The 18,108-nt window shown below is 64.8% G+C and carries 17 protein-coding genes and 1 tRNA gene; 10 read left to right on the top strand and 8 right to left on the bottom strand.

Annotated features, from left to right (window positions below; genetic code table 11):
- Together J3U95_RS03980 and J3U95_RS03975 are read left to right on the top strand one after the other, a co-directional pair.
- Positions 1 to 828 carry an ABC transporter permease gene (locus J3U95_RS03980; protein ID WP_208277357.1) on the top strand — a complete coding sequence of 276 codons (828 nt, stop codon included), beginning with the start codon at positions 1 to 3 and terminating at the stop codon, positions 826 to 828.
- Complete coding sequence (locus J3U95_RS03975; protein WP_208277356.1) at positions 825 to 1,553, top strand: ABC transporter ATP-binding protein; 729 nt, start codon at positions 825 to 827, stop codon at positions 1,551 to 1,553. The genes J3U95_RS03980 and J3U95_RS03975 overlap by 4 nt, the downstream gene beginning before the upstream one ends.
- 4 nt (positions 1,554 to 1,557) lie before the next feature.
- On the opposite strand, the gene epsC is transcribed toward J3U95_RS03975, so the two are convergent.
- Positions 1,558 to 2,487 carry a serine O-acetyltransferase EpsC gene (gene epsC / locus J3U95_RS03970; protein WP_208277355.1) on the bottom strand — a complete coding sequence of 310 codons (930 nt, stop codon included), beginning with the start codon at positions 2,485 to 2,487 and terminating at the stop codon, positions 1,558 to 1,560.
- A 165-nt stretch (positions 2,488 to 2,652) separates the two neighbouring features.
- On the opposite strand from epsC, the gene J3U95_RS03965 reads away from it, so the two are divergent.
- The 3 genes from J3U95_RS03965 (at position 2,653) to J3U95_RS03955 (ending at position 3,852) form a co-directional block, all read left to right on the top strand.
- On the top strand, positions 2,653 to 3,138 hold the full coding sequence (locus J3U95_RS03965; RefSeq protein ID WP_005671532.1) for an acyl-CoA thioesterase: 486 nt from the start codon (positions 2,653 to 2,655) through the stop codon (positions 3,136 to 3,138).
- 54 nt (positions 3,139 to 3,192) lie between these two features.
- Positions 3,193 to 3,268 (top strand) — tRNA-Phe (locus J3U95_RS03960).
- A 221-nt stretch (positions 3,269 to 3,489) separates the two neighbouring features.
- A complete protein-coding gene (locus J3U95_RS03955) occupies positions 3,490 to 3,852 on the top strand; it encodes a DUF3140 domain-containing protein (RefSeq protein WP_208277354.1) in 363 nt (120 codons plus the stop codon).
- 10 nt (positions 3,853 to 3,862) lie between these two features.
- On the opposite strand, the gene J3U95_RS03950 is transcribed toward J3U95_RS03955, so the two are convergent.
- On the bottom strand, positions 3,863 to 5,410 hold the full coding sequence (locus J3U95_RS03950) for a carboxylesterase/lipase family protein (protein WP_208277353.1): 1,548 nt from the start codon (positions 5,408 to 5,410) through the stop codon (positions 3,863 to 3,865).
- Between the two features lie 130 nt (positions 5,411 to 5,540).
- On the opposite strand from J3U95_RS03950, the gene J3U95_RS03945 reads away from it, so the two are divergent.
- Positions 5,541 to 6,449: a LytTR family DNA-binding domain-containing protein gene (locus tag J3U95_RS03945; RefSeq protein WP_208277352.1), complete on the top strand. Its 909-nt coding sequence runs from the start codon at positions 5,541 to 5,543 to the stop codon at positions 6,447 to 6,449.
- Between the two features lie 83 nt (positions 6,450 to 6,532).
- Here J3U95_RS03945 and J3U95_RS03940 read toward each other — a convergent pair whose 3' ends face one another.
- The 5 genes from J3U95_RS03940 to J3U95_RS03920 all read right to left on the bottom strand — a co-directional run bounded on the left by J3U95_RS03940 (position 6,533) and on the right by J3U95_RS03920 (position 11,566).
- Entirely contained in the window at positions 6,533 to 8,104 is a 1,572-nt protein-coding gene (locus J3U95_RS03940) for an AbgT family transporter (RefSeq protein WP_208277351.1), read from the bottom strand.
- Between the two features lie 213 nt (positions 8,105 to 8,317).
- Positions 8,318 to 8,737 carry a hypothetical protein gene (locus tag J3U95_RS03935; protein WP_208277350.1) on the bottom strand — a complete coding sequence of 140 codons (420 nt, stop codon included), beginning with the start codon at positions 8,735 to 8,737 and terminating at the stop codon, positions 8,318 to 8,320.
- Between the two features lie 141 nt (positions 8,738 to 8,878).
- Positions 8,879 to 9,769 carry a hypothetical protein gene (locus J3U95_RS03930; RefSeq protein ID WP_208277349.1) on the bottom strand — a complete coding sequence of 297 codons (891 nt, stop codon included), beginning with the start codon at positions 9,767 to 9,769 and terminating at the stop codon, positions 8,879 to 8,881.
- A 57-nt stretch (positions 9,770 to 9,826) separates the two neighbouring features.
- Entirely contained in the window at positions 9,827 to 10,414 is a 588-nt protein-coding gene (locus J3U95_RS03925) for a TerD family protein (protein WP_208277348.1), read from the bottom strand.
- A 27-nt stretch (positions 10,415 to 10,441) separates the two neighbouring features.
- The gene (locus J3U95_RS03920) at positions 10,442 to 11,566 is read right to left on the bottom strand and encodes a toxic anion resistance protein (RefSeq protein WP_208277347.1); all 1,125 of its coding nucleotides are present in this window, start codon (positions 11,564 to 11,566) and stop codon (positions 10,442 to 10,444) included.
- A 147-nt stretch (positions 11,567 to 11,713) separates the two neighbouring features.
- On the opposite strand from J3U95_RS03920, the gene J3U95_RS03915 reads away from it, so the two are divergent.
- Positions 11,714 to 13,519: a DUF885 domain-containing protein gene (locus J3U95_RS03915; RefSeq protein WP_208277346.1), complete on the top strand. Its 1,806-nt coding sequence runs from the start codon at positions 11,714 to 11,716 to the stop codon at positions 13,517 to 13,519.
- A 7-nt stretch (positions 13,520 to 13,526) separates the two neighbouring features.
- On the opposite strand, the gene J3U95_RS28720 is transcribed toward J3U95_RS03915, so the two are convergent.
- Complete coding sequence (locus J3U95_RS28720) at positions 13,527 to 14,879, bottom strand: PKD domain-containing protein (RefSeq protein WP_208277345.1); 1,353 nt, start codon at positions 14,877 to 14,879, stop codon at positions 13,527 to 13,529.
- Between the two features lie 429 nt (positions 14,880 to 15,308).
- On the opposite strand from J3U95_RS28720, the gene J3U95_RS03905 reads away from it, so the two are divergent.
- The 3 genes from J3U95_RS03905 to J3U95_RS03895 all read left to right on the top strand — a co-directional run bounded on the left by J3U95_RS03905 (position 15,309) and on the right by J3U95_RS03895 (position 18,024).
- Positions 15,309 to 16,715 (top strand): FAD-binding oxidoreductase, encoded by a 1,407-nt coding sequence (locus J3U95_RS03905; protein WP_208277344.1) that lies wholly within the window; start codon positions 15,309 to 15,311, stop codon positions 16,713 to 16,715.
- 335 nt (positions 16,716 to 17,050) lie between these two features.
- Positions 17,051 to 17,551, top strand: coding sequence for a type VI secretion system amidase effector protein Tae4 (locus tag J3U95_RS03900; protein ID WP_208277343.1), 501 nt, complete (start codon positions 17,051 to 17,053; stop codon positions 17,549 to 17,551).
- On the top strand, positions 17,548 to 18,024 hold the full coding sequence (locus J3U95_RS03895) for a type VI secretion system amidase immunity protein Tai4 (protein ID WP_208277342.1): 477 nt from the start codon (positions 17,548 to 17,550) through the stop codon (positions 18,022 to 18,024). The genes J3U95_RS03900 and J3U95_RS03895 overlap by 4 nt, the downstream gene beginning before the upstream one ends.
- Positions 18,025 to 18,108 lie beyond the last annotated feature (84 nt).

The following is an 18,108-nucleotide window of genomic DNA, read 5'->3' as shown; positions in this document are numbered from 1 at the left end:
ATGGAACGGCAGGCCATCACCCTGGACGCTCCTCCGCAGTCACAAGCGCGGCGCGCATGGCGCCGCCTCGGCTTCCCTCTGGGCTTGTTGCTGCCGGCCTTGGCCCTGATCGGCGCGGAAGCCGGCGTGCGCGCCGGCCTGGTGCCGGCCAACCTGCTGCCGCCGCCGAGCGCCATCCTCGAATCCCTGTCCTGGCTGCTGGAGAACGGCCTGGCCGGCCACGTCGGCGCCAGCACGCTGCGGGTGGCGGCCGGCTTCGCCGCCGGCGCCCTGCTGGCGCTGCCGCTCGGCGCGCTGGTGGCCCTGAACCGGCGCGCGGAAAGCCTGCTTGACCCCAGCTTCCAGGCGCTGCGCGCGATTCCCTCGCTGGCCTGGGTGCCGCTACTGCTGCTCTGGTTCGGAATCGACGAGGCGCCGAAGATCATCCTGATCGCGATCGGCGCCTTCTTCCCGGTGTACATGGGCGTGGTGGCCGGCATCCGCGGCGTCGACCGTGGCCTGACCGAGGTCGGTTTGCTGTATCGCCTGTCTCCCCTGGCGCTGGCGCGCCGGGTATTGCTGCCGGCTGCCCTGCCCTCGGTGCTGACGGGCCTGCGCAACGGCCTGAGCCTGGCGTGGATGTTCATGGTGGCGGCCGAGTTGATTGCCGCCAGCCGCGGCCTGGGTTATCTGCTGACCGACGGCCGCGAGTCGAGCCGCGCCGACATCATGCTGGCGGCCATCGTGCTGCTGGCCCTGCTGGGCAAGGCCAGCGACAGCGCGATGCAGGCGCTGGAACGGCGCTGGCTGGCGTGGCGCGACAATTATGTGGAAAGGACGGCGCGATGAGTTTTCTCGACATCGCCATCGATGAAAAGCGCCACGGCGTGCGCACCGTGCTGCGCGGCCTGCGCCTGGGCTTGGACCAGGGAGAGATCGTCAGCCTGGTCGGCGCCAGCGGCTGCGGCAAGAGCACCTTGTTGTCGATCGTGGCAGGGCTGGACTCCGCCTACCGCGGCGCGGTGCGCCTCGACGGCCGCCAGTTGACGGGGCCGGATGCCGACGTCGGCCTGGTGTTCCAGGCGCCGCGCCTGTTCCCGTGGCTGACCGTGGCGCAGAACGTCGTCTTCGGCGGACACGGGCGGCCGAACCTGGAGCGGGCCCACGCCCTGCTGGAAGAAGTCGGCCTGAAAGGGTATGGCGATGCGCTGCCCAAGCAGCTGTCGGGCGGCCAGGCCCAGCGCGCCGCCATCGCGCGCGGCCTGTACCTGGAGCCGCACGTGCTGCTGCTGGACGAGCCGTTCTCGGCGGTCGACGCCTTCACACGCATGCGCCTGCAAGACCTGCTGGCGGAAGCGGCGCGCCAGCGCGGCCTGACCGTGCTGCTGGTGACGCACGATATCGATGAGGCGATCTATCTGAGCGACCGCGTGGTGTTGATGGATGGCGTGCCCGGCCCGGTACGCGCCGAGTTTACGAACGACGCACCGTGGCCGCGCGAGCGCGGCAAGCTGGCGCTGTCGCCGTTGAAACCGGCGATCCTCGACAGCCTGCATGCGGTGCACGCCATCTGATGACTCAGGTGTTGCGCATCTGCGCCTGCGACACATTGCTGCCCGGCGGGACGCTCTGGGTCAGCCAGACGTTGCCGCCGATGGTCGAACCGGCGCCGATCGTGATGCGGCCAAGGATGGTCGCGCCGGCATAGATGACGACGTCGTCCTCGACGATCGGATGGCGCGGCGTGCCTTTGACCAGGGCGCCGCTCTCGTCGACCGGGAAGCGCTTGGCGCCGAGCGTGACGGCCTGGTACAGGCGGACGCGCTCGCCCAGGATCGCGGTTTCGCCGATGACGACGCCGGTGCCGTGGTCGATGAAGAAGCTGCCGCCGATCTGCGCGCCGGGGTGGATGTCGATGCCGGTCAGCGAGTGCCCGATGTCGGCCGCCACCCGCGCCAGGAACGGCACGCCAAGGCGAGTCAGGCAATGCGCGATGCGGTGGTAGAGGATGGCGATGGTGCCGGGATAGCACAGCATGATCTCGGCCACCGAGGTGGCGGCCGGGTCGCCGGCCAGCGCGGCCTGCACGTCGGACACCAGCAGCGCGCGCACGGCCGGCAGGCTGGCGGCGAACTCGCGCGTGATGGCGCGGGCGCGCTCGGTCAGCACGGCGTCCGCGGTCTGGTCGTGCTCCGAAGAGAACTCGGGGGAAAAGCGCAGCGCGCGCCGTACCTGCTCGGCCAGGCGGTCGAGCGCCACGTTGAGCGTGTCGGCGACGAAGTAGTCAATGCTCTCGTCGTTCAGGTCGGGGCGGCCATAATGCGTGGGGAACAGGGCCGCGGAAATGCCGTCCACGATCTGGCGCACGACTTCACGCGACGGCAGCTCGCGCACCCTGCCCTGGTGCCGGATATTGTGGGTGGATTCGCGCGAGGTGCGCAATGCGTCGATGACGGGACCGAGGTGCCACTGCACCGATCCACCCTGATGGGGAAATTCGCTGTTCATTCGCCGAGCCTATACGATTCGTTTTTCAATGACTACGATTTTATTGGTATGTCGATATGCGTGCTTCGACGGGCTCAAAAACGGCCTCCGCCAACCGTCGAACTTGCCGCGCAGCAGTTTCTAAGGCAACATCAAGCACCGAATACCTTTTGTAATGACACGACCATGAACCTGCCCTCCCACCAGCTCAGCATGACGGTGCTGATGACGCCCGACACGGCCAATTTTTCCGGCAACGTGCACGGCGGCACCATCCTGAAACTGCTCGACCAGGTCGCCTATGCCTGCGCCAGCCGCTACGCCGGCCGCTATGTGGTGACGATGAGCGTCGACCAGGTGACTTTCCGCCAGCCGATCCACGTGGGCGAGCTGGTGACTTTCCTGGCCGCCGTGAACTACACCGGCCGCAGCTCGATGGAAATCGGGATCAAGGTGATTGCCGAGGACATCCGCAGCAAGGTGGTGCGCCATGTGAACAGCTGCTTCTTCACGATGGTGGCGGTGGGCGACGACAAGAAGCCGGCGGCGATTCCGCCGCTGGAACCGTCGACGCCGGATGAACTGCGCCGCTTCGAGGAAGCCAAGGGCCGGCGCGAGTCACGCCTGGCGCTGGAGCGGGATCACGCGCAGCGGATCTCGTCCAAGGGGTGACGCAGGCGCGGGATTGTTTATCCTGCGCAAACGCTGCTATAATTGCGGCCTCTTGGCCTGGTAGCTCAGTTGGTAGAGCAGAGGATTGAAAATCCTTGTGTCGGTGGTTCGATTCCGCCCCGGGCCACCAAGAATTCGGCATTGCGAAAGCACTGCAAACAAGACGCCACCTTCGGGTGGCGTTTTTGTTTTCTGCATGACGTTCTGCTTTCCTGGCTTGCTTCGACAGCAAGCAGGATCAAGCGATTTCTGGTGCGCCAGGAAAAACAGCGCTCGTGATACTTTAAAAGTGGGTATGGTCTGCCGGACATCAGACGGACGATGCCAATTTTAATGTTCATTGGAGTAAGCATGTCAAAACAGGCAGGCACCGGTGATGAGGACGCCGCCAGGCGCCAGACGGTCGCGGAATTCAAGCAGGCGGTAAACATGACGCCAACCCAACTGGAGAAGTGGCTCGAGACTGACGATTCCAGGCGTGTCGGCCAGAAGCACGGCAATGCCGAATCGACCGGGCACCAGTCCGGACGCCGCATCGTCGAACTATTGCACCGGCACGCCCGGGACTTGAGTGCGGCGGACATTGCGCACATGCGCAAGGTGGTCGGGTACATCCACCGGCACCTTGCGCAGGGGCCTACCAAGAGCGATCCAGCATCGAGCGACTGGCGCTATTCACTGATGAACTGGGGCCACGATCCCGAGAAAAACTGAGCCTGCCGGCTCAGTCCCCGAACGGCCTGCCGCGAAGCCCGGCATACACGGCATCGAACACTTGCAGCTGTTCCAGCGCCGGCACCGGGCCGGGGCCGATCGAATCGCCCAGACGCTGCACTTGCCCGGCCGCGCCACGAAATGCCGGCCAGTGCGGCAAGCCCTTGCCGTTGGGATCGCCAGCGGCGGCAAAACGCACCCAGTAGCCCGACATTGCCGCCGCCAGCGCGCGATCGCCGTCGCGCCACGCCCACGGCGCCTGCCCGAGGTGGTCGAACATGTACCACAATTCGGCAAAGTGGCTGGCGCCCCAGCCGGCATGCACCGAATCGGCAGGGAACGGCGGGCGCTGCTCGAAGCTGTAGTAATACACGGGACTGCGCCCGGCTTGGGCCAGCCGCGCCCACGCCCACATGTCCCAGCCGAACCGCAGGTCGCGCTCGAAGGCGAGCCGTGCTTCGCGCGCCTGCGCGTCGGTGGCATGCGGATAGGCCGCCAGCAGCGCCGGCGGCAGCGTGCCGAAACTGGCGCCGATGTCCGCCTCGAAGCGGTCGGCGCTCACCTTGGTGACATCGACCAGCGCGCGCGCCTCTTCGCTGTTGGAACCGATCAGCAACGGTACATCGTGAAAGCGCCCCCGCACATAGGCGTCGTACGGCGCCAGGGGCAGCACGTCCGGCTCGATCACCGGGTGACTGACGGCGTTGGACCCGACCAGGCGTTCGGCCGGCAGCATGCGCATCGCCTCCAGCGTGGTGGCGCCGAGCGATGCCATATAGCCGGCGCCATCGCGTTCGGCATTGGCCAGCAGGTAGCCGGGAGCTAATTGCAACGGTTCAAAGATGCCACCGCTCTGCGCAATGGCGCGCTGGAACAGTCCCTGTGCACGCGGCGACGCCAGCAGCGCACTGACCGCCATCGCGCCGGCCGACTGCCCGGCGACGGTCACGCGCTTCGGGTCGCCGCCAAAGGCAGCGATATTGCGCTGCACCCATTCCAATGCCGCGATCTGGTCCATCAGACCATAATTGCCCGACGATCGCTGCGGCGATTCGGCGCTCAGCGCCGGGTGCGCCAGAAAGCCCAGCGCGCCGAGGCGGTAGGCGACGGTGACCACCAGCACGCCCTTGCGCGCCAGGCGGTCGCCGTGATACAGCGGCATCGACGCCGACCCATTGGTATAGCCGCCACCGTGGATCCACACGATCACCGGCAGATGCTGGCCTGTGCGCCGTGGCGGCGCCCACACATTCAAATACAGGCAATCCTCGCTGACCGACGGCGCCGTTTCGCCGGGCATCGATACGCCCTGCTGCATGCACGCCGGCGCAAACTTGCTGGCATCGCGCACGCCCTGCCAGGGCGCCGGCGGCTGCGGCGGCCTCCAGCGCAACGCACCCAGTGGCGGCAGTGCGAACGGTATGCCGCGATACACGTGCACGCCGGCCTGCCGCTGCCCGGCCACCGCGCCATCGGCCGTCATCACCGGCGCCGCCTGCCCCCAGCCCGCGCTCGCTAATAATATCGCCCAGCCCCCTTTGCAGATCGCCTTCCACATAGTCACTCCGTCACAATTGATCAGCGGCCAGTGTCGCCTGGCCGCGGCGGCGAGGCCAGACCGGATGATCACTTTTTCCACCCGGTCATCCCATTCTTGTGTAGCAGTGGTGCGCTGCTAGAATCGGTGCATGAGGACCTCTGCCTATTCCACCCCCGCGCCGTCCTGGCCCGCCTGGGTGCGTACGCACGCCTGGGTCATGCTGTACTGGCTGGCCTTCCTGCTGGTGCTTGAGCCCGGCAACATCCAGCGAGCCAGCCAGGCCGGCCAGTCACTGAGCTGGTCCCACGAAGCGATCCGCATCCTGGTGGCCGCCCTGCTGGGTACGACGGTCACCTCGGCGATCCAGGCACTGGTCGAGCGGTTTCCGCTGCGCGGCCCCCAGTGCCGCCGCCATCTGCTGATCCATGCCGCTGGCGTCGCCGGACTGGCGCTGATATTGGTGGTGGTATCGTGTTTATTGGCAGCATGGGTCTTCGCCGGACAGTGGCTGCCGTCCTGGGACGAGATCTTGGACCAACTGGTAGGCAATATCACCCTGCTGATGTTCGCGCTGGCCGCACTCACTGCGCTGGTCCAGGCGAATCTTCCCCGGACGGCCTTGCCGGCACCGGTCGCGAAGCCGGCGCTGGTGCTGACGCATGTGGACGTCAAACGGCGCGGCCAGCCACTGTCGCTGCCCTTGTCCGAAGTGGACTGGATCGAAGCGCAAGGCAACTATATCGCGCTGCATGTCGGCAGCCAACAGCATCTGCTGCGCGACACCATGTCACGCTTTGGCGCACGGATCGATGGCGCCCGGTTCATACGCATTCATCGCAGCATCATCGTTGCGGCAGACCGTGTACAGAAGGTCGAAGCCCTGCCCAACAGCGATATGCTGCTGCATCTCGAGTCCGGGGTATCACTGCGCGCGAGCCGCAGCTACGCGACTGCGGTGCGCGCGATTGCCGAGCGGCTGGAGGACCACGCCGGGCATACCGGACACATCAGTCCGCCGGCATGCCGTCCTTTTCCCAGCGATCGAATTCGGCCTTGACCGCGTCCCGGGTCACTGATTGTCGATAATGAGAATATCGGGCGGCATCACGAAAAACTTAAGCTATTCCGCGTTTCGCCATATCAAGGTACTGCTGGATAGGTGTAAGTAGAGCCGATGCCCAACGGCAGCCCCAGCGCCCAGTAGCCGAGCAGGAACAGGGTCCACAACACGATCAGGCTGATCGAATAAGGCAGCATCAGGGCGATCAGGGTGCCGATGCCGGTTGACTGCACGTATTTGCGGCAGAACACGATGATCAGAGGGAAGTACGGCAGCAAGGGCGTAATGATATTGGTCGACGAATCGCCCACCCGGTAGGCGGCCTGGGTCAGGTCGGGCGACACGCCCAGCTCCATCAGCATCGGCACCATCACCGCCGAGATCAGCGCCCACTTGGCCGACGCCGAGCCGATGAACAGGTTGACGCTCGCGGTCAGCAGTATGATGCCGGCCAGCGTGACGCCCAAGGGAAAGGCCATGTCCTTGAGCCACAATGCGCCCTTGAGGGCGATCAGCGCGCCCAGGTTGGACTGGCCGAAGGCGAAGATGAACAGCGCGCAGAAGAACGCCATGACGATGTAGTAGCCCATGCCGCTCATCGCATGGCTCATGCCCTTGACGATGTCGCGGTGGTTCTTCGCGGTGCCGGCGACGTAGCCGTAGACCACGCCCGGGATCAGGAAGAAGATGAAGATCAGCGCCACGATCGACTGCATCAGCGGCGCCGACGAGTGCGTCAGTTCGCCTGTATCCGGCGCGCGCCAGGCCGAGGTTTCCGGTGCGATCGACGCCAGCAGCAGCGCCAGGCTGGCGAGCATCGCCACGACGGCCCAGCGCAAGCCCCTGGTTTCGTGCGGCTGGAGGGGATCCATGCGCGGCAGGCCGGCAGGGTCGCCGTCGATCTCCGTTTTCTTCAGGCGCGGTTCGATCACTTTATCGGTCAGGAACCAGCCGATGGCAATCACGAGGAAGGTCGACGCCGTCGTGAAATAGTAGTTGTTGAGCGGATTGATCACGATCGATGCGGCGGCCGGATCGGACGACAGCCGCGCGGCGACCTGGGTCAGGCCGGACAGCAGCGGATCCAGGCTGGACGGCAGGAAGAAGGTGGCCGAAAAGCCGCCCGACACTCCGGCGAAGGCGGCCGCGATGCCGGCCAGCGGATGGCGGCCGGCGGCATAGAAGATGACGGCGCCCAGCGGGATGACCAGCACATAGCCGGCATCGACGGCGATATGGCTCAGGATGGCGACGCCGATCAGCACCGGGGTCAGCAAGGCCATCGGCGTGACCGCGAGGATCTTGCGCAGGCCGGCATTGATGAAGCCCGTATATTCCGCGACACCCAGCCCCAGCATCGCCACCAGCACCACGCCGAGCGGCGGGAAGGTGACGAAGATATTGACCATCTTCGCCATGAAATCCGTCAGGGCGGCCGGCGCCAGGAGGTTCTTGATCGCGATGGCCTGGCCGGTGCGCGGGTCGACTTCGTCGAACACCACCCCCGACATCGCCCATGAGACGATCCAGACCAGGACCAGCAGCAGGGCGAACAGGATGGCGGGATCGGGCAGCTTGTTACCGGCCACCTCGATGAAATTCAGGACACGGGTCAATCCACGCGGTTTCGCGCCAGTTGCTTGTGCAGTCATCGTAGCCTTTGCTTAAAAGGGGACTTTGAAATCGTGGATACGCGCAGCAGCAAGCCCGTCAATACATGGACATTGCCTGCCAGCTGTTATCTCCAAGACACATCAAGCCACATAGTACGCAGAAGCCGGGCTGTCGAAAAGCTTCTTGATGAGCAAACATCCTGAGGAAGGATTACGACGCGAGTTTTCCCATTTGGCCTGAAGCAATCGAGCTCATTCTTTTCGTTCCCTGAATTCGCCTTCAATGACCGTGTCGTCGGCGGTCTCGGGACGGTTTTGGCCGGCGAATTTGAAAACAGACGAAGACACGCGATCGACAATCGTTCGCCGCAGCCATGGGTAAGTTAGAACAAAAGCCGTCGCGACACCTGCAAACAGTGCCGGCACGTAGTCGCCTCGCGCCACAAAGGTGAACAGGCTCAGTACAAGTATGCTCACGATGAGCGGCCGACGCGCAGGTTTGGGCAAGAGGCCGACAATGCGCAACCTGCCCTCTTTTATCCAGGGAAATCTCGCGAAAAGAACGCCGAGAAGCAGTCCTGCCGCGATCCGGCCCGTGCCGAGATAATCGGCCACCACCCCGATGACGAGAAAACCGGTGTAGGTCATCGTACCGGCCAAGACGGCCAACATGAATATCGCAACGGCGGCCGTCAACCTTGGCCTGGCGATTGCCGCAGTGATGAGAAAACGTAGGATTTGTATACTCCTGCAAAAGGGCCCTGAGGCTATGGCAAATTCTAACAGCCGCACCTGTTTCAGGGCGCCTGGAGCCTATCGCGCCCCGCCCTGCGCCTGCGCCATTTCCACCGCCGGCAAGGTAACAGTCAAAAACGACGACACCTGCCCGATCAAATCCGCCGCCTGCTGCCGCACCTGCTTCATCTGCAGCACCGACAGCTCGGCCTGACGCACCGCCTGCTGGATCAAGGTGCGCCGCTGCACGAGCGCATCGCGCAAGGCCGCATCCGGTGCATCCTCGACGAGTGTCGAGACGACGGCCAGCACGAGCAGGTGCAAGCCCAGCCCCTTCGCCGACTCTTCCAGATTGCGCACGGCGACCTCGCTGTCGTCCATCAGCTGCATGAGCTGCGTGCGGGACGACGTCAGCACCGGGCGATACTCGGCCGGCGACGTCGGCCGACGAAACAGCCGGCCGAACATGCTTGGCGGCCCCTTGGTGGTTTCGAGCGCGGCCTCGAGCAGCGCCGGCACGCCCATCTGCGTGAATTTCAGTACCAGTTCGGTAATGGGCTGGAGCAGCGCCGCCTGCTCCATCAGCGGCGCTTCGGCCCATTCGGTGACCAGCGCCAGCCTCACCGGCAGGATGCGGCGGAACAGGATCGCCAGCCGCTGCTCCGAATGCGCGAACACGTTCGGATACTCGGCGTGGACGGTGGCGAGCGCATCGCGCACCGCCGGATGGTCTTCGCTGTCGAACAGCGGCCGCGCCACGGTCTTCCTGGTCACGGCGGCAGAAGCCGGCGCTGCCGGAACATCGTCGAAGGACAGCGCCCTGGGCGGGCCATTGCGGTCCGGCGCCGCCGACGCATCCTGCTCATCGCCGAAATCGAACGCCCGCGGCCCGGCCGGACGGTCGACCGGATCAGACGACGGTTCCGGCGCGTCGCCGAAGTCGAATGCCTTGGGCTTCTGGTGTGTCATCGATCTACCCGCCGGCGCAAGCCATCAGCGCTCAGGAAGAGAAAAACGTACCGCTGCTCAGACAGTGCCGCCCAGCTTGCGAATGAAGGTCGCCAGGTTCAGCTTGAACCCCGCGCCCACGGCCTGGAAACGCCACTCGCCATCCCTGCGGTACAGCGAACCGAATTGCAGGGCGGTCTTGTCCGAGTAGTCTTCGTTCAGGTTGTATTCGGCGATCGTCTCGCCAGTCTCGTCGTTGTACACCTTCACATAGGCGCCGGAGACGGCGCCGAAGTTCTGCTTGCGCACTTCGGCGTCGTGGATGGTCACCACAATCGGCATTTCCAGGACCGCCGCATCGACCTTGGCCAGGTCGACGGTGATGACTTCATCGTCGCCATCCTTGTCGCCGGTGCGGTTGTCGCCCGAGTGCACAACGGCGCCATCGGGCGAGGTCGTGTGGTTGTAATAGACGAAGTGGGCGTTGCTGATCATGACCGGATGGTCGTCCGCGTCCTTCCGGCACAGGAACACCGACGAATCGAGATCGAAGGCGTGGCCCTCGGCCGCATTGACCTTCCATCCGAGGCCGATCCGCACGCGCTTCAAGCCCGGTGCGGATTTTTCGAGGTTGATGCGGTGGCCAGTCTGGAGCGTCGTCGACATGAGCTTTCCTTGTAGTTTGGGTTGAAATTACGCCGCGCCTGGCGAGAACCTGGCGATCAGCTCCTGCTCCAGCGCCTGCAGCTTCGGCAGCTCGTCGCGACGGCGCTGCTGGCCCTCGTTCGAGATCTGTTCGAGCTTGTCGAAGGCAGTTACGAGCTGCGTCTGGACGTGCTGGGCGGTTTCCAGGCTGACGATCGAGCGCTGCTTGGCGCGGGCCACGGTCTCGGTATTTTCCAGCAGCATGTCAGCCTGGGCGCGGAAGGCCGCGTCGGTGGCGTCGTAGGCGGCATTCGCCACCGCCGCGCTCTGCTTGGCCTCCAGCTGCAGCAGGTAAAGCGAGAACACATTGCGCCAGGCCGGGATCGACACATTGACGATGTCGGTGAAGGTGTCCGTCAACGCGCGCGCATTGTCTTGCGACAGGCGGATCTGCGGCACCATCTGCGTGGCCATCAGCATGGCGCGGCGCAGGTCGTCGATGCGTTTTTCGAGACGCTCGAGGCGGCGCCGCAGTTCGGTCGCCTGCTGCGCCTCGAAGGCATTGGCCGCCGCGGCCTGCTGCGCGACCGCCTGGCGCAGCCGGTTGGCCCAGGCCTCGCCCTTCTTCACGTCCGCATCCAGGCCCTGATAGTAAACCTCGAGGCCCTTGTACATCTCGTCGAAGTCGTGGATGCGCGCCCGGTGCACATTGGCGTGGCGCGTCATCTCGGACACCAGGGTGTCCATGCGCGACTCGACCACCTGGTATTGCGACAGCATCTTTTCCTTGACCGAGCCGAACATGTTCGACACGCGCGACAGCAGGCCGCCCGATTTGAGCTTGGCCGGGTCCAGTCCCTTCGAGGTGGCGATCAGTTCGTTCAGCTGCGTGCCGAACACGTCGGCGTCCGATGCGCGCACGGTGCCCAGCAGCTTGGCCGACACCTTCGCCACACCCGGCCCGGCGGCGCTGCCCAGGGTCTCGATGGCCTTGTCGTCGATGCCGGTGAGATCGACGGGGATCACCGGCTTTGCTCCCGCCTCTGGCCGCAACGCCGGCAGCGCGTCCGGCGTGAGGGCCGGATCCAGCAGGGGCGGCAGCCCGGCGGCAGGCGTCACGGGGGTCGTCGATGCAGCCTTCGCTTCGTCTTCGGAGGAGAACAGCGGTTTCATGGAATCCCTCTGGGTTGGTATGACAACATCAATAGCTTACCACTGGACAATCGGGCTGCAAGGGTTTCTGCGGCGAGCCATCTCCCTGTTGTATTGCACCTGGGCCATCATGCTATTCTTGCATTGCCCTGACCACCTAGAGAAGACATGACCCGCTCGCTCCCCCCTATTCTGTCCAATGCGCTGCGCACTGCGCTGTGCACCGCGCTGTTCGCAGCCCTCCCCGCCGTCGCCCAAGTCAAGACGCCGGCCACGCCGGAAAAGATGAACCAGTTATATAGCGACTACTGGGAAGACTACCTGCGCGAAAACCCGATCGCCGCCACCTTCAATGGCGACCATCGCTACAACGACCGCTTCGGCCCGACCTCGTCGGCCGAGAGCCGCAAGCAGACCCGCGCGCTGGCCGAAAAATACCTCGCCAGCAGCGACAAGTTCGATCCCGCGCCGCTGCAGTCGGAAGACCGCATCAGCTATGACCTGCTGCGCTACCGCCTGCAGCAAGACCTCGACGGCCTGCGCTTCCCGTCCGACCTGGTGCCGGTCGATCAGTTCTCGGGCCTGCATCTGTTGATGGCCCAACTGGGTTCCGGCGCCTCGACGCAGCCGTTCCAGACCGTGCAGGACTACGAGAACTGGCTCAAGCGCGCCGCCGGCTACGCGCCGGCCGTCGACGACAGCATCGCCAATATGCGCACCGGCATCAAGCAGGGCATCGTGATGCCGAAGGCGCTGATCCAGCGCGTGCTGCCGCAGCTCGAGAACGTCGGCAGCGACAATCTCGACACCAGCACCTATATGGGGCCGACGAAGAAATTCCCGGCGTCGTTCAGCGCTGCCGACAAGGCGCGCCTGACTGAGGCCTACGGCAAGATGGTGCGCGAACAGCTGGCGCCAGCCAACCGCAAGCTGCTGGCCTTCATGAAGGACACCTACCTGCCTGCGGGCCGCGACACGGCCGGCATCGGCGCTCTCCCCGGCGGCAAGGAGTGGTATGCCTTCCTGGCGCGCCGCTCGACCACGACCGACCTCACGCCGGAACAGATCCACGAGATCGGCCTGAGCGAAGTCGCGCGCATCCGCGCGCAGTTCGAAGAAGCCAAGACCAAGGTCGGCTTCAAGGGCACGCTGAAGGAATTCTTCAATCACCTCAACACCGCGCCCGAGCTGCGCTTCCAGTCGCGCGAAGAAATCCAGGCGGCCTACGAGGCGATGCGTCCGCGCGTCGAGGCCAAGGTCGACCAGCTGTTCGCGCGCGTGCCGAAGGCGCCGTTCGAGATCCGTCCGGTGGAAGCCTTCCGCGAAGTGAGCGCGGCCCCGGCCTCATACCAGCGCGGCTCGGTGGACGGCAAGCGTCCCGGCGTCTTCTACTTCAACGCCTACAAGCCTGAGACCCGCACCAACTTCACGACCACCGCCTTCTTCCTGCACGAAGCCATTCCCGGCCACCACTTCGAGCGCAGCCTGGCGCAGGAAACGACCGGCCTGCCGGCGTTCCGCCGCTTCGGCGGCAGCACCGCCTTCTCGGAAGGCTGGGGCCTGTACAGCGAAATGCTGGGCCAGGAAATCGGCATGTACAACGATCCATGGCAGTGGGTGGGCCGCCTGACCGCCGAAATCTGGCGCGGCGTGCGCCTGGTGGTCGATACCGGCATCCACTCGAAAGGCTGGACGCGCGAGCAGGCGATCGCCTACTTCATGGACAACGTGCCGCAGAACGAAGTGACGGCGGTGCAGGAAGTCGAACGCTATATCGCGATTCCCGGCCAGGCCCTCAGCTACAAGATCGGCGAACTGAAGCTGCGCGAACTGCGTACGCGCGCCGAGAAGACCCTGGGCAAGGACTTCGACCTGCGCGCCTTCCACAACGAGGTGCTGTCGCACGGCGCGGTGCCGCTCGACGTGCTCGAGGCGGCGACCGACCGCTGGATCGCGGCCCAGAAGAAGGGTTGATTCCCTCCTACGGCGCAGTCACTTCCACCTCCTGGCTGACCACGGTGCGACGGCCATCCCGGCCGACCACCGTGGCCGTCACCGTGTAGTTCCCCGGCGCCGAGAAACCGTGGCTGGCGCGAGCAGTACCGACGCCGCCGCGCTCGTCGATCCGGCGCGCCGCCCCACCACTGCCATCTCCCCACGACCAATCCACGCCGCGCGTGCCGACCCGGTCGCCATCCACGAACGACACCGACGCCTGCAGCGGCACACCTACTTCGATCGTGCGTGGCGCGACGAGCGGCCCGACCGTGTGTCCGGTTTTGCGTCCCTGATCAGGTCTCAGTAATACCAGTCCGGCATTCGAACTGGCCACGATCTCGCCCCGCTCGTTGATCGCCATCGCATGTTCCAGCACCAGCGTCGGCGGCACGCGGCGCAGCAGCCGGTTCAGGTCCAGCATGCCGCCGCCGGCGCTCCAGACGAAGGCGCGCATGGCGCCGGCCTTGTCCTCGGCAAAGCCCACGATCTGCCCCTTCGCATTCACGCCGCGCGCGACCGAGGTCCTGCCTCCCAGGGTGCCGAGTTCGCGCATGCCGCCGCGCTGCGTCCACGACATCGCGCGCTGGCGCCCGTCGGAGTAACCGATGCCGCCTGCTATGTGCAGGCTAGGTGTCATCGCGTTGACCCAGGCCGTGGTGCCGCGGCCGATCCCGAGGTCGACCATGCCGCTGGCGCGTGTCCACAGGAAGGGGCGATCGCCGCCATCGTCCCAGGAAGCCAGCCGATTGCCCGCCACCTCGCCCCCGGCGCCGACGGCCACCGGCGACGACTCGACGCTGCCCAGCGTGTCGATGTCGACCAGGCCGCTCGCGCGCGTCCAGGCGAACACGCGCGTGAATTCATCGTCGATCGTGGTCACGCCGGCGATCAGGCCGGCGTCGTTGAGGACGCGGCCGGAAGGTTGCTGGAAGGCCGGCGTGACGCCCAGGTCTTCCACCCCGCCGGCATGGCTCCAGCGGAACGGACGCGCAGAGTCGCCGAACGAACCGGTGACGACACCGCGGTTGTTGATGGCCCAGCCATACGAGCGGCCCCGCCCCGGCTCGGCGCGGATGTCGAGCATGCCGCCACCCGCGCTCCAGACGAAGGCATTCTCGACGCCCTGTTCGTTGACCGACGTGCCGGCGATCTGGCCGGCCTCGTTCAGGTCGTTCGCATACGTGATGCCGCCACCCAGCGAGCCGATGTTTTTTACTGTTGCGCCGTCAAAGAAGAATCCCGTCGTGCGCCCGCCGTTCACCATCGAGAATGCCACCTGGCCGGCGGCGTTGATGTCGGGGTAGGTCGCGATCGTGCCGGGGCCGAGGTTGATCACACGATAGCTCGTGCGCTGCGCACTATGTCTTCCATCAGTCTCGCCTGCCGTCGGCTGCGCAAGCGTCGCTGCGGATGTCCACATCGCGGCCGCCAGCAATACCAGGCGGGACAGCCCCGATATCGGGCTGCCGGTCGACACATCGTTTCTTCGAGCGATACGCATGCATGTCTCCGTTAAAAGTGGAACGTCGGGCCCGTCGCCATGGATGGCGTTGGGGAGCGGGCTCAATCATGCGCTGCACGCAAGGCGCACGATATGTCGCAGTTCGCAGTTGCGCCGCCGTTTGTGCTGGAGCAATGGCCTCGGCCTTGTCAATTCTCCAGTCCCTATTCCTCCACGCTATTTCCATCTCATGAGCTTGCGTCAACGCACATCGCCTTCCTATGATGAAGCGAGACGTCGAACCAACCATCTGCGAGGTGCGTCATGAACACGCTGACGAATGGGCAGTTCAATGAGTTGCGAGGTTTGCTGCGAGGAGAAATCCTCCAGGCCAATGATGCGGGCTACGACGAGGCCCGCGCCGTCTGGAATGCGATGATCGACCGGCGTCCGGCCATCATCGTGCGCTGTGCAGGCACGGCCGACGTACGCGCGTCGCTGGCCTATGCGCGCAACCACCAGCTGCGGCTGGCCGTGCGTGGCGGTGGCCACAACATTGCCGGCAGCGCGCTGTGCGATGACGGGCTGGTGATCGACCTGTCGCGCATGAAGTCGGTGCAGGTCGATCCGGAGCGCCGCCGCGCCTGGGTGGAAGGCGGCGCCACCCTGCGCGACTTCGACCATGAAGCCCAGGCCTACGGACTGGCGACGCCGCTGGGCATCAACTCGACCACCGGCGTGGCGGGCCTGACCTTGGGCGGCGGCTTCGGCTGGCTCAGCCGCACGCTGGGCCTGGCAGCCGACAACCTGCTGTCGGCAGAGATGGTCACCGCCGACGCCGGGCGCCTCCAGGTGAGCGCGACCGAGCATCCCGACCTGTTCTGGGCCATCCGTGGCGGCGGCGGCAATTTCGGCGTGGTCACGCGTTTTGAGTTCGCCTTGCACCCGGTGGGCCCGCAGATCACGGCCGGGCTGATCGTCTACCCGTTCGATCAGGCCCGGTCGGTGTTGCAGCAATACCGCGATGCCGTCGCTTCCATGACGCCCGACCTCACGGTCTGGGCCGTCCTGCGCAAGGCGCCGCCATTGCCATTCCTGGCGCCGCAAGTGCATGGCCAGGACGTGCTGGTGCTGCCGGTCTTTTCGCCATCGCCGAGCGACGCCGTGGACGCCGCCATCGAGCGCATGGCCAAGCTGGGCGAGCCGCTGGGCATGCACGTCGGTCCCATGCCTTACGCGGCCTGGCAGCAGATCTTCGATCCGATGCTCACGCCAGGCGCGCGCAACTACTGGAAATCGCATAATTTCGCGCAACTGAGCGACGGGGCCATCGATGTCGTCATGCGCTATGCCGGCAACCTGCCCACCTCGCAGTGCGAGATCTTCCTCGGCCTGCTGGGCGGCCAGGCTGGGGCGCCGCCGCCGCAGGCGACCGCCTATCCGCACCGGGATGCGCTGTACGTGATGAACGTGCACACGCGCTGGAAAGATCCGGCCGATGACGAGCGCTGCGTTGCCTGGGCACGCGATTTCTTTGCGGATGCCACGCCGTATGCGAGCGGCGGCGTCTACGTCAACTTCATGCCGCAGGACGAAGGCGAGCGTACGTCCGATGCCTATGGCGCCAGCTATGCGCGCCTGGCGCAGATCAAGGCGACCTACGATCCGGACAATCTGTTCCGTACCAATCAGAATATTCGGCCGGCGTCCGCTGCAGCTGCGGCCGATTGACCTGCTGGCCGACGGACCGGCCGCGGTTTCGATGGCGTCGCGGAAGCGGCGTCAGCGGCAGGAACTCGCCCTCCTTGTCCGCATTGCTCATCGCAGCAGCAAGCCCGATAGCAATGCCGATCAAGTCTTCGCACGTCATGAGGAAATCCGCCCGACTATTGCGCTAGCGAAAGGCCGGCCTCAATTTCTCGCGCGATGATGCAAGACGTTGGAAACACACTTCACCGCTCGCTGCTTTCAATGCTGTGCGCTGCGGCCCTCGCGATGCACTGCCTCAGCCGTCCCGCAGGCGCTGTGATGCCCCGGTTCGACACAATTCACCAAGGGCTACCGATATGACTCGACCGTCTTTTAGTGCTGCGTGGGCAGCTTCGCAGCGAATCTACGACCCGCTCAATTCCGGGGCCCGGGTGGCAGAAATCATAGGTGGCAACGTCAAGAAGAATATCGATAACCCCACGCCAGCGCAGCGATGGGAAAACACGTGTGCTGTACGCATGAGTTATATACTCAGCCAAGCTGGCATGGTAATACCTGGTATCGAAGGACAGACTGTGTCCGGCGCGGATGGACGAAGATACTTCTTCCGAGTACGCGATCTCATCGTGTTCCTGACGCAGCGCTGGGGTAAAGCCGAAGTCGTGAAATATCCTGCCTCCGGTGGTGGCACACTTGCAGGCAAGACGGGCGTCATCTTGTTTGAGGTCTCTGGCTGGTCAAACGCGCAGGGACATGCCACACTTTTCGACGGCCGCTCCTGCTATGACCACTGTTATTTCAACGAACCCGAGGCGCGATATCGCACGGATCGTGCAAATTTCTGGAGCTTGCCATGAGGGTGTCCCCTTTGCTACTGGCATTGATGGTGTCCACCTTGTTGTCATTGCCAGCCTATGCCAGTGCTCGCGATATCACATCCCCGCAAGCTGTAACCCGCACGTATGCGCAGAATTACAAGGACATGGTGCTGGCAACCTGTCTGACCCAGGCCTATCGGAATGACACTGGCGTGGCTACGGATGCCGGAAGCAGCATCAGCGCCTTGCGCGACTGGACGTACTTCGATATGGATCAGAGTCCAGATGCAGTCAATTCCCTAGTAAATAGCTACCTGGCAAGGGATTATTCCAATCCGCTGGTCGAATCGGAAATCAAGGGCGTGCGGTTCGATTTCTTGAAGTGCATGGACCTGTACCACAGCAAAGCGCTGGACGCACTGGCGAAGCGATTGGTCATCCACCCAAAACGCATTTATGGGCAGGAGAATCCTTCGCGACCGCAGGCTCAAGGTGCTGCTACCGCCAGATAGCACTGGACTTTTCCAGAGCATAGCTTGTGCGCTTGGTCCCGACCCAGTGGGACCACGTGCAGCATCCCGCTGGTGTAAGCAGGA

The organism is Massilia oculi (genome assembly GCF_017582745.1).
GTDB lineage: Bacteria > Pseudomonadota > Gammaproteobacteria > Burkholderiales > Burkholderiaceae_D > Telluria > Telluria oculi_A.
The sequence above is the reverse complement of the archived record's forward strand: the minus strand, read 5'-3'. Positions and strand labels throughout refer to the sequence as shown.

Excerpts from the sequence above, each read along its gene's own strand:
- J3U95_RS03980 (WP_208277357.1), top strand. The coding sequence starts at position 1 with ATGGAACGGCAGGCCATCACCCTGGACGCTCCTCCGCAGTCACAAGCG.
- J3U95_RS03975 (WP_208277356.1), top strand. The coding sequence starts at position 825 with ATGAGTTTTCTCGACATCGCCATCGATGAAAAGCGCCACGGCGTGCGC.
- epsC (WP_208277355.1), bottom strand. The coding sequence starts at position 2,487 with ATGAACAGCGAATTTCCCCATCAGGGTGGATCGGTGCAGTGGCACCTC.
- J3U95_RS03965 (WP_005671532.1), top strand. The coding sequence starts at position 2,653 with ATGAACCTGCCCTCCCACCAGCTCAGCATGACGGTGCTGATGACGCCC.
- J3U95_RS03955 (WP_208277354.1), top strand. The coding sequence starts at position 3,490 with ATGTCAAAACAGGCAGGCACCGGTGATGAGGACGCCGCCAGGCGCCAG.
- J3U95_RS03950 (WP_208277353.1), bottom strand. The coding sequence starts at position 5,410 with ATGTGGAAGGCGATCTGCAAAGGGGGCTGGGCGATATTATTAGCGAGC.
- J3U95_RS03945 (WP_208277352.1), top strand. The coding sequence starts at position 5,541 with ATGAGGACCTCTGCCTATTCCACCCCCGCGCCGTCCTGGCCCGCCTGG.
- J3U95_RS03940 (WP_208277351.1), bottom strand. The coding sequence starts at position 8,104 with ATGACTGCACAAGCAACTGGCGCGAAACCGCGTGGATTGACCCGTGTC.
- J3U95_RS03935 (WP_208277350.1), bottom strand. The coding sequence starts at position 8,737 with ATGTTGGCCGTCTTGGCCGGTACGATGACCTACACCGGTTTTCTCGTC.
- J3U95_RS03930 (WP_208277349.1), bottom strand. The coding sequence starts at position 9,769 with ATGACACACCAGAAGCCCAAGGCATTCGACTTCGGCGACGCGCCGGAA.
- J3U95_RS03925 (WP_208277348.1), bottom strand. The coding sequence starts at position 10,414 with ATGTCGACGACGCTCCAGACTGGCCACCGCATCAACCTCGAAAAATCC.
- J3U95_RS03920 (WP_208277347.1), bottom strand. The coding sequence starts at position 11,566 with ATGAAACCGCTGTTCTCCTCCGAAGACGAAGCGAAGGCTGCATCGACG.
- J3U95_RS03915 (WP_208277346.1), top strand. The coding sequence starts at position 11,714 with ATGACCCGCTCGCTCCCCCCTATTCTGTCCAATGCGCTGCGCACTGCG.
- J3U95_RS03905 (WP_208277344.1), top strand. The coding sequence starts at position 15,309 with ATGAACACGCTGACGAATGGGCAGTTCAATGAGTTGCGAGGTTTGCTG.
- J3U95_RS03900 (WP_208277343.1), top strand. The coding sequence starts at position 17,051 with ATGACTCGACCGTCTTTTAGTGCTGCGTGGGCAGCTTCGCAGCGAATC.
- J3U95_RS03895 (WP_208277342.1), top strand. The coding sequence starts at position 17,548 with ATGAGGGTGTCCCCTTTGCTACTGGCATTGATGGTGTCCACCTTGTTG.